Raw genomic sequence first — 12,139 nt, forward strand, 5'->3', positions numbered from 1 at the left:
GTGACGGTATCGCTCCGCGAGCGGGGCTGGGAAGTGCGGACGAAATCGACGTCGATACCCGGCGTGCGACTGGTGGCGTCGCGAACGGATCGGATAGCTACCACGTCTCGGGGGAGATAAGCGGTCTCACAGTCGATGGTGACGCGACCATCTATAGAAACGGAGAGCAAATCCATCCGGACTCGCCCGGCAACGGTACGGGCCTCAAGCTCGGTTACGACGCTCGCGCCCAATCACACCGTCGCGGGGACACGTTCGACGATTTCAGCAATCTCAACAAGGCAGGGGGTTGGTACGTAACGAACGGCGATTTCTCGTTGGATACTGAGTGGCAGTTCCACGACGACGACCCATCGTCCGCGCGTCTCGACGGTTACTCGGACGACGACCGTATCGGCATGGCGGTCGATTTCCCCGCGGGTCGGGCGTTCTCTCATCGCGATCTCTCGCTCGCCGTTCGACTGGGAGAGGCTGCTCACGAGACACTCCGCGTCGAGTTGTACGCGGAAACTGCGAGCGACCAGTTCATCACTACCCGATATCTCTCGCGGAAACACGGCTGGGTCCGGGTCGCGCTCGGGGCGTCGGACATCCGCGGATCGCCGGATCTCGGTGCCGTCCGCCGGTTCGGGATCGAGTGCTACACCGGTGGCAAGCGCGTCCGGATGAACATTGACGCCATCCGCACGACGCCGAAGCGAAACAAAGGGGCAGCCGTCCTGACGTTCGACGATGCCAACCGGACTCACTACACCAACGCTTTCACAGAGATGCGATCACGGGGGATGCCGGGGACTTGCGCGGTCATCCCGCGAGTGATCGGCAGTAATGGCAGTCTGACGCTCAACCAAATGCGGGAGATGCAGAGCGATGGGTGGACGATGGCGAGCCATCCCCAGGCAAAGGACGTGAGTGGTGGGTTGGGAAGTATTCCAGCCAGCGAGACGGAGCAATTGATGCGAGATACGAAACGATGGTTGTTGGGTCACGGCTTCGACCGCGGCGCACGGTGTCTCATATGGCCGTTCGGCGACTTCGACCGCGACGCGATGGAATTGGCGGGCGAATACCACGAGCTGAGCTTCGGCGGCGGGGCCACCCCCTGCGGAGGGACCGTCACCGAGGCGGCGTGGGTCCCCCGCGTGAACACCGACAACGTGAGCGAGGCACTCGCTGCTATCGACTACGCGGCGCGATACGACACCGTGGTCACGTTGATGGCTCATCAAGTCGGAACTTCGCGACTGCCAATGAGCGATTTTCGTAGGATACTCGACCGGATAGAGGTGCGTGATCTGGATGTGTTGACTGCGTCTGATTTCGCCGACGAGCAGTGATATTAGTTGGATTTCCCCACGCTTCAGCGGACCGTTCAGCGTCGTCGTTGCGCTTCGGTTACCACTGAACGCTCAGAGCACGAGCGAGAGCGCCAAGTCACATGACCGCGAAAAGCAGCTCGTCGGACGCCACGCAGTCTAAGAGGCGTACGGTATGTCGATTGAACAGCTCTCTATCCGGACCTTTTTCCGCCGGTTCGTGTCGACCGTCGGATTCGGTGGCGAACCCTCGAAGTCGACGTTGGCGAACTCGGTCGGCTTGTTGCCGGGGGCTCGATACCGCGCCACCTGCTTTTCTCCAAGTCGATCACCGCACCGTGCATGTCGCTGTCGTTGTGGATCGTCGAATCGCGCACGACGGACCCTGATCCGTTGCATATCACGCATACGAGGGTCGCCGACTGGCGGCCGTCGGTCTCCGTGATCCAACTACCCTGAAGGATCCACACTACCGTCCTGACATACGGTAGCCATTCGTTGCACCTGCTGCCCGAATCGTTTTGCCTACACCCCGTCACGACTACCCATGAGTGAATCCGGCGACGAATCCCGCGTCACACACGCGATCGAGCAGCTGTACGATGCCCAGGAAACGGTGAAGGACGCGCAGTCCGACCTCCGCTCGGCGGATCTACTGACAGAGCCGCGAGAGCAACAGTTCGACAGTGTCGAACGAGACCTCGACGAAATGGTCAAGGAACTCCAGGAACTGTAATTTCTACTCCACTGTAACTTAGTCACCGGTCGCAGGGTGTGTGTCAGAATTCTATCCAAAATATTCGGCTTTACCATATGTAATATTATTTATAGTTCGCTTCGATAAATAGCTCAAGCGACGCCAGAGTTCGCAATTCTTGTCCGAAATCACTACCTCGTTGATGATCGCTCCAGATGGTCCACGGATTCCACCACTCGACCACCCCCCGTTCGGCAAGCCGACCGATGAGCGATTTGACGACATCGCGGAACGATGTCTGATGCCGGAGAGCCATGTCGAAATTGAGGTACTGGCCGTTGGAGTGGAGTGTATGATCTTTTGTCATCTTATCCCAACAATATCGAAGATCTGCAACCTTGTTATTGAGAACGGACCATTTAGAATCCGCACCGAGGGGGTTTCCGGCCCGCGTCTGGGTAGGAAGGGAGAACAAATCAGGAAACATATCTTGGATGAGTTGCTTAAACAGTCGCCTGTCGTCACGATGGGTTTCGGGAACACTCAGGATGAACGACACCCACTCCTCGTGGTAAAATGGGGCTTGATCGTCCAACGGTACGGCGATGGGGTTAATAAAACACGGCTGTCGAACCCCGAAGTCCAACTGATCGCCATACGAAAGCGCACCAGCTTTGAGCCACTGGGTGGGGGGAAGTGTTGCTGTCGGGTCGAACCCACAAGGGACGAACTCGGCATCACACGACCGATTCCACACTGCGAACTGCTCGCAGGCCTCAGCCCAGTCCTCACAATCTGTCGAGAAGTTGCTCCGGTGCGCGCCGGCCAGTGCCTCACCGAAGAACCCACTCCAGAAAACAGTCTGGCCCTCAACGCGCTGTTTTGCGCGCTTTCGAGCGGCATAATTGATGTACCCCTCAAAAACTCTGTTCGGGTGATCCAGCTCTCTAGCATAGTTAAGAAGATCGTCATGTGACCACTGAGTCTTCGAGGGACTGAGATCAATCGGGATATTTTCAACACCAGTGACATCCGCGACGCGACGGGGAATGTCGAAGTCCCACGTCCCCGGAATGCCGTAGGTAACGGTCAGAATCTGCGATGGACCGACGTGTTCTAAGAGAAGTCCAAGGATGGTCCGCGAGTCGAGACCTCCACTGAGCGGGACGATGTGCGTTGCGCCTCTGGGACACGATGCGAATGTTTCGTCCATCGCCTCTCGGAGGGCCTCTTTCCCAGCATCAAGAAGATTTACTCCCCTCTGCTTGTCTGTATCTACATTTGTACCATTAGTAAATCGGCGATCAAGTGTGCTACAACTTTCATGAGGAAAATAATCCGTAGTAAAGTGTGTTCTCAATGACGGCACGGGGAAGGTTCATGCACTTGGACCAAGTCCACCTTTAATAAAGGTGTCTATATCATAGGATAGTGGCTTTCTGAGTAGAAGTCTCACGAGCTATCGATTAAAAACAAGAAGGTTTTTCGGAATCCACGTTGTTTTCTCAACGTTTATGTGATCGCGGAGATACCGTACTGCTTGCTCGTCGTAAGTCATCCCTTGTGAATGAAATTTATCAATCCAATATTTTCGTGGCTGTGTGTTGACGTGATGAGTTCCACCTTGTCCAGGCGTTGCAGCGGTCATCACGATGGTGTCTCCCGCCCCAACAAGCGTCTTCACAAGCCCGTCAGCGGACTTTTCGGGGAGATGTTCGGCCAGCTCGAAACAGAGTACAAGATCGTAGGTGTGATCGACTGTGTACCGATTCCGGAGATCGTACTGTTCCAAATACTCGTCTGGAATTACTGCATGGTCAAATGCCGCTCTGTTCCCGTCAACGCCATGCACGGTTGCTCCATCTTCGAAAAACACTTCGAGGTGAGCACCAATAGCGCAGCCGAAATCAATCACGCTATCAGGACTATACTTGCTGTTAATGACTTCAGACACATTGTGCGCATCGGATCGCCAAGGGTCCTGTCTGCGCCGTGCATAGAAGGACTCCTCGTAGATGTCGTCCAATTCGAAAAGTCCGCGTTGGTGCCCAGCGAACAACGCTCGCTCCCATATCCGTTGACCATTCTCTTGTATCTGCTTCCATTTACGGTATGGTGGCCGAAGTACGCGCAACGCGGCTTTGGGGGCGTGTTGGTTAACCCACTGCTTCATGGAATAGTCTGAAGCCCCCCTTGCGAATAAAACGACTCCTTCTTAATCGGATCTTCTGAGAGGATATCCCACCCCTCCAAATCAAAAAATAAATACTGTTTGCAATACTGATCCGCTCCATGCCTGATATTGCGCTCGGCGTCGTGGTTCTGACCCGCACGGACAAACTCAGCGGACTACTCGAGTCAGTCGAGCAGCAACCTATCGACAAGGTCTATATAGCGGACAACGGGAAAATGACGCCCGAAAAAGAGCAGCTCTACAACGAAGATTTTGCATTCGAGCTCGTGGTTCTCGATCTAGAGTACGATATTGGACTAGGATATAGCCGTGACAGTATCGTGAAAGAATTTGACGAGGACTATCTGTTCGTTGTGGATAGCGATCACGAACTCCCACATAACGCAATGCTCTTGCTTGATCAGTTGGAGGAGCGTCCTGATATCGGCGGGATCGCCGGATCACTCATCGAACCCGACCAAGGAAAGCTGTGGCAAGATGCCAAGGATTTCCATGAGGAAGGCAATGACTTAGTCCGTGGCGCACGGTACGAAGAAAAGAATATCGAGTACATTTCTGGCTCGCCCTTCGTCGAATTCGATTTCATCCCGAATGCAGTGCTATTCCGCAAGGAGTGTCTTCAGGACTACTCGTGGGATCCCGAATATCCTCTAGGCCGTGCTCACGCCGATTTTTACCTCGGACATTGGCTGAATACTGACTGGAAGTTTGGTATCTCTCCCGAAGTGCTCTTCCGACATTACCCCGGAGGAGATACGGAGTACATATCCCACAGACGTGCCGACGAGAAATATGAGTTTGCTGAAAAGTATTTCCTCGGTAAATGGGGATACGATGACTTCCGTACTGACTATCGGTACTGGTACTCTACCCACTACGAAGACCTAACGATTGTTGGACGGGCGAAGAGGTACTATCAAGAGGAAGGTTCGAAAGCGTTTCTCAAAAAGTCGATTCGCTCAGCCCCCGACATCGCTCGGAGGAATATCTCTATGTTCATGGACAGGTGAGTAACCGAGCATCTCGGGTTTAGCCGTGTAGCGTAAGATGATTCAGTAACTATTTGAAGAGACCAAACGGACGATTCGACAAATGCTCCCTGAGTCGGTAAAAAGAGTAGCTGAAAGCGTCGAAAAGAACGGCCTACGGCATACCCTTAGCATTCTCGCGAAGATGTGCTACCGGGGGCCGTGGTTCACTCTCACGTCTCGGTATCCGATGGGAACGAACGTCTACGAGCGCGACTGGGACGCGTTACTCATTCTGGATGCCTGTCGCGTCGACGCACTCGAAGCAGTCGCCGACGAGTTCGATTTCATCGACGATGTCGATAGCATCTGGTCGCGAGGAAGTACTTCTCAGGAATGGATGGCCCAGACGTTCACGCGAGAGTGGCGCGATGCAATCGCCGACACGATCTATCTGGTCGGGAACGGATTCGCCAAGCAGACGTTCGAGGAGGGTGGACGGCCGATTCTGGACTTCAATCCGCTCTCGTTCCCCGCCTTCGATGTCGTTGATGCAGCGGATTTCAAACTCTTGAAAGGAGTATGGGGGACCGGCCACGACGACCGCCTCGGGAACGTCCCGCCACGCTACATCACTGATCGAGCGATCGAGCTCGGACGCGACGAGACTTCGGAGCGACTGATCGTTCATTACAACCAGCCGCACGCGCCGTACCTCGCGAACGCGGTCGCCACTGACAGTGCCCCCTCCTCCTTCGAGTCGGACCCGTTTCCGCCGCTCCGTCGTGGAGAGCTATCCAGGGAGAAAGCGTGGGCGATGTATCTCGACAACCTCCGGCTCGTCCTGAACGATGTCGAACTCCTGCTCGAAAACCTCGATGCCGAACGGGTGGTGATCACGGCGGACCACGGCGAGGCGTTCGGCGAATGGGGCCAGTACGGCCATCCGAACGCGAGCCCGCTTCCCGCCGTCAGGAAAGTGCCGTGGGTCGAAACGACCGCGTCGGATGCACGGACGCACACGCCAGCCGAAGAGGACAACGAGACCTCGACTGATATCGAAGACCATCTAGCGGACCTCGGTTATCTGTAACGAAACCTGGCCGACGAAGGAGTGATCTCTGTGGTCGATACGATCAGCGATCTCGCATATAGCATGTGTTTCGTTCCTGTTCTCGAAGAGAAACGAATAAACGTCGTTGTGATCTGTGTCCCGCGTGATGAACGCAGCGGAAGAAGCGGACACCGCTCGACCACTGGTTTCGGTGGTCATCCCGGCGTACAACGACCCCGAGGGAGTTCGAGTGACGCTCGAATCGGTTCTCGCGCAGACGTACCCCGAAACATCCTACGAGATCATCGCCGTCGACAACGGCTCTGACGACGGGACGCAGTCGGTGATCAGAGCGTTCTGCGGACAGTATCCCGATCGACTCTCCCTGGAAATCGAAGACGAGATACAGGGTCCCGCTGCTGCCAGGAACGCCGGAATACGAAGCGCGAACGGCTCGCTGCTCGCGTTCATCGATGCCGACATGACCGTCGAGGAGACGTGGCTCGAATCGGTCGTGGCGGCGATGACCGAAAACGACCGGAGCTACATGGGGTGCAACGTCGAACTCTACGACGACAGCGACGAGGAGACTCTCGTTGCGAAATACGACAAGACCTTCGGCTTCCGGATGGAGCGGTACATCGAGGAGAGCGATTTCGCGGGAACTGGCTGTCTGGTGGTTCGGCGGTCGGTGTTCGAGGAAGTCGGAACGTTCGACGATCGACTCCGGTTTTCGGCCGACCGCGAGTTCGGCCGCCGCGTTCACGATGCTGGGTTCGACCAGCACTTCGAACCCAGCATCGTCATGTATCATTCGGCTCGTGCCACTGTCTCTGAGCTGATCGAAAAAAGCATCCGTACTGGTCGTGGTAAAACTCACCTGCGGACACGGTTTCCGGAACGGTTCGAGACGCGAAGCCTGCTCGACCCGCGGAAATATCTCCCGCCGCATCCGGTTCGTTTTTACCTTCGGGCCACCCGAACGGAGCAACTCTCGAAGCGGGATCTCATCGGACTGTTCGCCATCGTTTACCTCAGCAAACTGTGTAGAGCTCTCGGTGAACTGTATGAACTCGCGGTCGGCCACAACGAGACGTTATCCTCGAAAGGAGTGCAGAACCCATCCCGTTGATCGGAACGACAGCTACAGCACCTGTTCGTAGAGTTCGACGAACTCCGGGACGACTGTCTCGGCCCGGTACTCCGCTGCCGTCCGTTTTGCGTCGTCGGAGAGGGTGGGCAGTTCGTTGTTCTCCACGAGCTCGATTATCGACCGCGAAAAATCGCGTACTGTCCCATCCGTCGTCCGGCCCCCGCTGCCGATGATGTCACCGACGCTGCCAACGTCGCTGGAAACTACCGGCGTCCCCGCCGCAAGCGATTCGAGAAAGACCCGTCCGAACGGTTCGTCCCACCGGCCAGGATAGAGAAACAGGTCGTGGGCAGCGTACACGCCCGGCAGTTCGTCGTTCGGGAGCTGACCGGTGAACGAGACGGCAGAACGGAGGTCTCGTTCCCTCGCTTGCTTTTCGAGTTCCGAACGGAGTCCGCCGTCCCCGACGATGGTCAACTGAAACTCACGTGGCGATCGCCGACGGAGCTGTGTGAGAATCGGGAGCAGCTTGTCGACGCCTTTGTGCCTATCCAATGAACCCACGTACAGGAGTTCGTACGGTTCGCCGAAGTCGCTCTCGTGTTCCCGACAGAACGTCTCGTCAAGCATGTTGGGTATCACTCGAATACGATTCCGAGGAAACCCGAAGTCAGCGTACGCTGCCTTGACGTGGGGAGAGAGTGCGTGATAGCCGTCGATCCGATCGGCGTTCCGGCCGCTTTCTCGAACCAGTTTGAGGTAACCCAGTCTGCTTGCCGTGCGGTACGCACTGCTGTACTCGTCGTGACCGCCGCTCGTCGCGAGCGAGCAGGCGGTACATTTCATCACGCCGTTGCTCGTACATGGCTCCCGGTCCAGGTACCGAAGATCGTTTTTCGGGCAGATGCCGCGGTAGGCGTTCAGCGTCACGACTGTGGCGGTCGATGTCCGTGACCCGATTTCGGCCAACGCGGGGGTACTTGGGGAGTAATAGCTGTGAATCAGGTCGTACGCATCGAACTCGTTTGCTCGACTGCGGAGCGCTTGATTCAGTCGTACACCCGAATGGTACGGGTAACCGGATAGCTCGAGGAACTCGAGAGGGAGCTCGGTGTCCCCTTCCTCGGAACTGGGTGGGCGCTCCGTGCAGTACACGGTGACGTCGTGTCCCCGCTTGGCCAACTCGAGCACGATCCGCGATGCACTGTGAGCTGCTCCCGTTCCTTCGCTCCGTGGGTATTCCGGATGGACGAATGCGATCTCCATATCTATAGCAGAAATTCGTATTCGTCTTCGAGGTGGTTCACGCTTCGATCTGAAATCGGATGGCTCTTTTCAGTGTCGGTTGCGCATATTATGATCGACAGATACTACTCAGAAGCTACCGCAATTATACCGATAGCTGACAGCCGGAAACAAGAGCCAAGGCCCGTGCGTAACCGCTATTCGGTATAGCCCAGATCTCGAAGCCGGTCAGCCACTACCTCGCTGTCTACCTCGTTCGACTGTGTGACGGGTGATTCTCGCCGAATCTTCCGCCGAGGACCGTCCTCCCGGACCAACCAGGGTACTGTGATCAGTTCGTCGGTATACACGCCTCGTGGGTGGCCCCACTCACGCATCGGGATCGGGAACGCGCGCTCGCCCACCATGTTGCCGTGGTCGGCCGTGACGACCGTTTTTCCGTCGAGAGCATCCATCAACTCCTCGACGTGTGGTAGCGCGCGCTCCAGGTTCGCCTCGTAGATCCGCCAGACGTCGGCCTGGTCGGCATCGAGCGCGCCGTACAACAATTGACTCCAGAGGCTTTCGCGTCGCGCGCCGGTGAGGTGTCCCTTGTCGAAGTCGGTTCCCGAATCGATGAACGGGTAGTGTGGCTGCATGTAGTGGACGACGAGGCGTTTGTCGGGGTACTCCTGCGCCGTACGCGTCGCGTACTCCGTCACCGTCTCGGGAAGCACCGTTCCGTACTCCTCGTCCCACCCTTCCTCCTGCCAGACGTGGATCACGTCGTGGAACGTCGTGCGTATTGACTCACGGTTTCGGTAGAGTTGCGGATTGGCCGTTACGTAGACGGTATCCCGGAGATCACGATCATCCATGTTCGCAGACAGGAACTCGGTGGTCGCGGAGCCTTTCGACTGGCGGCGTTCGAGTCGGCCCGGTAGTTCCGAGCACCGCGCGAACATATCGTATCGGCAGGCATCAAGAACGAGGAGGTTGTCCCAATCTTCATCGAAGACACTGACGCCGTCGGTATTGTGTTCACGACGACCGAACCGCCGGTGGTAGAGTCGGTTCGCGTACCGGAAAAAAAGCACCGGATTGTTGATCGCCCGGCCCAGCCGTGAACTCGTGTCCATACTACTGGGTGACGCGAGGAGGGAATGAGGGTTGTGGTCGGGCTGTCTGCGTGTTAGCACAGGAAGCACCGACCGACAGCGAACGAATGAAATGATATATCACCCGCTGCGGACGACGACGTTTATAGTGCCCCAGATGTCACGGTCAGTTCTCATCGACGCTAGTCCTCTTGGAGGAGGGGTTTCCGGGGCGGGCCGATACGCTTACGAACTCCTCGATACACTAGTGCCGATGGCTCGAGAACTTCGTTTCGAAATTATCGTCCCGCCGAGAGACAGCCGGAACTGGGACATCGATCACTGGTCGAAACGAAAGAACGTCACGACGACTCCGGCTGATATCAGGGGTGTCGGTCCCCGGCGACAGTTGTATTTCCTCAGACATTCCTTCGAATACGATTTGTTTCATTCGCTTTCATCGTATCTCCCACTATTCGTCCGGGGGCGGTCTCTCGTCACCGTCCACGATCTGAAATACGTCCACTTTCCCTCGTACTTTCGGGGTCTGGGATCGCTCAAACACCGCTATATCACCGCGATGATTCGGCGAAGCGCTCGTACCGCCGACCACGTTCTTACCGTTTCGGAGCACACCCGCTCTGACATCGTCACGGAGTTCGACGTCGAGAGTGAGAACGTCACAGTCGTTCCACACGGTCCTGGAGGTGCACGGACTGACATCGACGGATCGTCCCCGGTCGATGGTTCGTATCTGTTTTTCGTCGGCTCGCTGCGTCCACATAAGAACCTCGCCACTCTCGTCGACGCCTACAACGAACTTCGGAGTCGGGGTGACGGAACGAATGTGAAGCTGGCTATCGCTGGCGCGGAGTACGGCGATAGCCTCGCCGAGCTACGAGATCGGATATCCGTCCCGTACCGAAAGGACGTTGAGTTTCTCGGCCGAGTTGACGACGATACGTTGGCTCGGCTGTACGCACACGCTACGGCGTTCGTTTATCCTTCCCTGTACGAAGGGTTCGGATTGCCTCCGCTCGAAGCGATGGGACACGGAACGCCCGTCATCGTCTCCAATCGAACCTCGATTCCCGAGGTCGTCGACGACGCTGGTATCTACATTGACCCGACGGACACGTCTGCTCTCGCCGATGCCTTGGAGCGTGTGTTGACCTCCGAATCAACTCGTGACTGCCTGCGAAAACGCGGACGACGGCGATATCAAGAATTCTCATGGGAACGAACGGCGAGCGAGACGCTGGCCGTCTACGAGAAATTGATAGCTGAGGAACATTAGTTCGTTGATCGCTCCATCAGTTCGAGGCGCTGTCTGTCGGTGCGTGAAGTCAGTCGTGCGCAGCATCGGGAGGCGTTGATGACGAACGGTTGACTCAGATGTCGTGGACTGCTGAACGCTGATTCGATACGGAGGATCCTATCCGATAACGGCAACGCGAGTGAGAGGGCAACGAGCGACTGTGCCGGGTATCGCTACACTTTTGTCCGTGTCCCGTCGGATTTCGTCACGGACTTGTCTCCGAGACTCATGAAAGGCATCGACGAAAACGGGCGACTGTTCGGGACCGTGAACGTTATCGACGCGGTCGGCATAGTGCTCCTCATCGCTCTGATCGTCTCAGCGGGTGCGGTCTTCGTCTCGGTTTCGTCGACGGACGGTGGGGCCGAGACTTCCGGAACCGCGTCCGAAGACGCCACCGGAACCGTGTCCGGGAACGCCACCGAAACCGGGGGATCGAACGCAAATCGGTCTTCTATAGTTGTCCGATTTCAGTTACTCGACGATGCACCCTATATCGTTGAAGCCATCGACGAGGGGCCGGTTCCGGGCAACGAGAACATCACGGCCGTACTGGGTACGTCCCGAACGACACCCGTCGAGACGGGACCCAACACGACCTCCAACGCGAGTCTCCGGCTCCGGCTCGACGTCACCGAACAGCAGGGTCGTGTGCAGTTCGAAGGCGAGCGGCTCTATATCGGCAAGGAAGTCCAGCTCGACCTCGGTGACGTCATCGTGAACGCCATCGTGACGGATTTCAGGACGAGTCGTACGACGACCACGAACGCACGAACGCGGACCTGATATGGTTGACACGTCTGGGACGGGGACGAAGTCGAGAGGCCGTATCCAGCGATGGGTCGACGGATCGCGCTCGGTACGGATGGCCGTTGTCGGTTACGACGACGTTTCAACCCGTTTCGCCCGCTCGTTCGTCGGCCATGGCTGGCGGACGATCCGCCGCTGGCTCCCGGATTCACGATTCTACGGCTGGCTGACAGCTGACGTGAGCGCTACCTCGACGTTCGGTTCGTACTCGTACCACGCGCGAGCATGGCTGTTCGTTCTGCTTGGCATGATGATTCTCGGCATCGTCGCCGCTACCCGCTTTCTCACCCCGTGGATCGGTGTCGTCGCGCTTGCACTCGGCGTGTCGCTGTTCGGTCTCCGTCAGTACTGGCGAGGCAACACTCTCC

Annotated in this window: 11 protein-coding genes; 7 read left to right on the forward strand and 4 right to left on the reverse strand. The window is 57.0% G+C overall.

Annotation, left to right across the window (positions count from 1 at the left end):
* Both TX76_RS00005 and TX76_RS00010 read left to right on the forward strand, forming a co-directional pair.
* Nucleotides 1–1,337, forward strand: a 1,337-nt coding sequence (locus TX76_RS00005) for a polysaccharide deacetylase family protein (RefSeq protein ID WP_049898123.1), incomplete at its 5' end; no start/stop codon positions are given.
* Between the two features lie 526 nt (nt 1,338–1,863).
* Nucleotides 1,864–2,052: a hypothetical protein gene (locus TX76_RS00010; RefSeq protein ID WP_049898125.1), complete on the forward strand. Its 189-nt coding sequence runs from the start codon at nt 1,864–1,866 to the stop codon at nt 2,050–2,052.
* Between the two features lie 85 nt (nt 2,053–2,137).
* Here the strand turns inward: TX76_RS00010 and TX76_RS00015 are convergent, their stop codons facing one another.
* Both TX76_RS00015 and TX76_RS17380 read right to left on the reverse strand, forming a co-directional pair.
* Nucleotides 2,138–3,226 (reverse strand): asparagine synthase-related protein, encoded by a 1,089-nt coding sequence (locus TX76_RS00015; protein ID WP_049898127.1) that lies wholly within the window; start codon nt 3,224–3,226, stop codon nt 2,138–2,140.
* A 246-nt stretch (nt 3,227–3,472) separates the two neighbouring features.
* Nucleotides 3,473–4,186 carry a class I SAM-dependent methyltransferase gene (locus TX76_RS17380; RefSeq protein ID WP_154018961.1) on the reverse strand — a complete coding sequence of 238 codons (714 nt, stop codon included), beginning with the start codon at nt 4,184–4,186 and terminating at the stop codon, nt 3,473–3,475.
* Between the two features lie 119 nt (nt 4,187–4,305).
* Between TX76_RS17380 and TX76_RS00025 the strand changes: the two genes are divergently transcribed.
* The 3 genes from TX76_RS00025 to TX76_RS00035 all read left to right on the forward strand — a co-directional run bounded on the left by TX76_RS00025 (nt 4,306) and on the right by TX76_RS00035 (nt 7,361).
* Complete coding sequence (locus TX76_RS00025; RefSeq protein ID WP_049898129.1) at nt 4,306–5,217, forward strand: glycosyltransferase family A protein; 912 nt, start codon at nt 4,306–4,308, stop codon at nt 5,215–5,217.
* Nucleotides 5,218–5,425: 208 nt separating this feature from the next.
* The gene (locus tag TX76_RS00030) at nt 5,426–6,268 is read left to right on the forward strand and encodes an alkaline phosphatase family protein (protein ID WP_228842266.1); all 843 of its coding nucleotides are present in this window, start codon (nt 5,426–5,428) and stop codon (nt 6,266–6,268) included.
* A gap of 127 nt (nt 6,269–6,395) precedes the next feature.
* Nucleotides 6,396–7,361 (forward strand): glycosyltransferase, encoded by a 966-nt coding sequence (locus TX76_RS00035; RefSeq protein ID WP_079890695.1) that lies wholly within the window; start codon nt 6,396–6,398, stop codon nt 7,359–7,361.
* A 12-nt stretch (nt 7,362–7,373) separates the two neighbouring features.
* Here the strand turns inward: TX76_RS00035 and TX76_RS00040 are convergent, their stop codons facing one another.
* Both TX76_RS00040 and TX76_RS00045 read right to left on the reverse strand, forming a co-directional pair.
* Entirely contained in the window at nt 7,374–8,588 is a 1,215-nt protein-coding gene (locus TX76_RS00040; protein WP_049898131.1) for a glycosyltransferase family 4 protein, read from the reverse strand.
* A gap of 176 nt (nt 8,589–8,764) precedes the next feature.
* The gene (locus TX76_RS00045; protein ID WP_049898132.1) at nt 8,765–9,685 is read right to left on the reverse strand and encodes an alkaline phosphatase family protein; all 921 of its coding nucleotides are present in this window, start codon (nt 9,683–9,685) and stop codon (nt 8,765–8,767) included.
* Between the two features lie 136 nt (nt 9,686–9,821).
* On the opposite strand from TX76_RS00045, the gene TX76_RS00050 reads away from it, so the two are divergent.
* Nucleotides 9,822–10,940: a glycosyltransferase family 4 protein gene (locus tag TX76_RS00050; protein ID WP_267462351.1), complete on the forward strand. Its 1,119-nt coding sequence runs from the start codon at nt 9,822–9,824 to the stop codon at nt 10,938–10,940.
* A gap of 249 nt (nt 10,941–11,189) precedes the next feature.
* Nucleotides 11,190–11,747, forward strand: a complete 558-nt coding sequence (locus tag TX76_RS00055) for a DUF4330 family protein (protein WP_049898134.1) — start codon at nt 11,190–11,192, stop codon at nt 11,745–11,747.
* Nucleotides 11,748–12,139 lie beyond the last annotated feature (392 nt).

Origin of the sequence: Halococcus agarilyticus (assembly GCF_000334895.1) — an archaeon.
Lineage (GTDB): Archaea > Halobacteriota > Halobacteria > Halobacteriales > Halococcaceae > Halococcus > Halococcus agarilyticus.

Bases quoted from the DNA above. Each gene is read 5' to 3' on its own strand.
- TX76_RS00010 (WP_049898125.1), top strand. From the start codon at position 1,864: ATGAGTGAATCCGGCGACGAATCCCGCGTCACACACGCGATCGAGCAG.
- TX76_RS00015 (WP_049898127.1), bottom strand. From the start codon at position 3,226: ATGGACGAAACATTCGCATCGTGTCCCAGAGGCGCAACGCACATCGTC.
- TX76_RS17380 (WP_154018961.1), bottom strand. From the start codon at position 4,186: ATGAAGCAGTGGGTTAACCAACACGCCCCCAAAGCCGCGTTGCGCGTA.
- TX76_RS00025 (WP_049898129.1), top strand. From the start codon at position 4,306: ATGCCTGATATTGCGCTCGGCGTCGTGGTTCTGACCCGCACGGACAAA.
- TX76_RS00030 (WP_228842266.1), top strand. From the start codon at position 5,426: ATGGGAACGAACGTCTACGAGCGCGACTGGGACGCGTTACTCATTCTG.
- TX76_RS00035 (WP_079890695.1), top strand. From the start codon at position 6,396: ATGAACGCAGCGGAAGAAGCGGACACCGCTCGACCACTGGTTTCGGTG.
- TX76_RS00040 (WP_049898131.1), bottom strand. From the start codon at position 8,588: ATGGAGATCGCATTCGTCCATCCGGAATACCCACGGAGCGAAGGAACG.
- TX76_RS00045 (WP_049898132.1), bottom strand. From the start codon at position 9,685: ATGGACACGAGTTCACGGCTGGGCCGGGCGATCAACAATCCGGTGCTT.
- TX76_RS00050 (WP_267462351.1), top strand. From the start codon at position 9,822: ATGTCACGGTCAGTTCTCATCGACGCTAGTCCTCTTGGAGGAGGGGTT.
- TX76_RS00055 (WP_049898134.1), top strand. From the start codon at position 11,190: ATGAAAGGCATCGACGAAAACGGGCGACTGTTCGGGACCGTGAACGTT.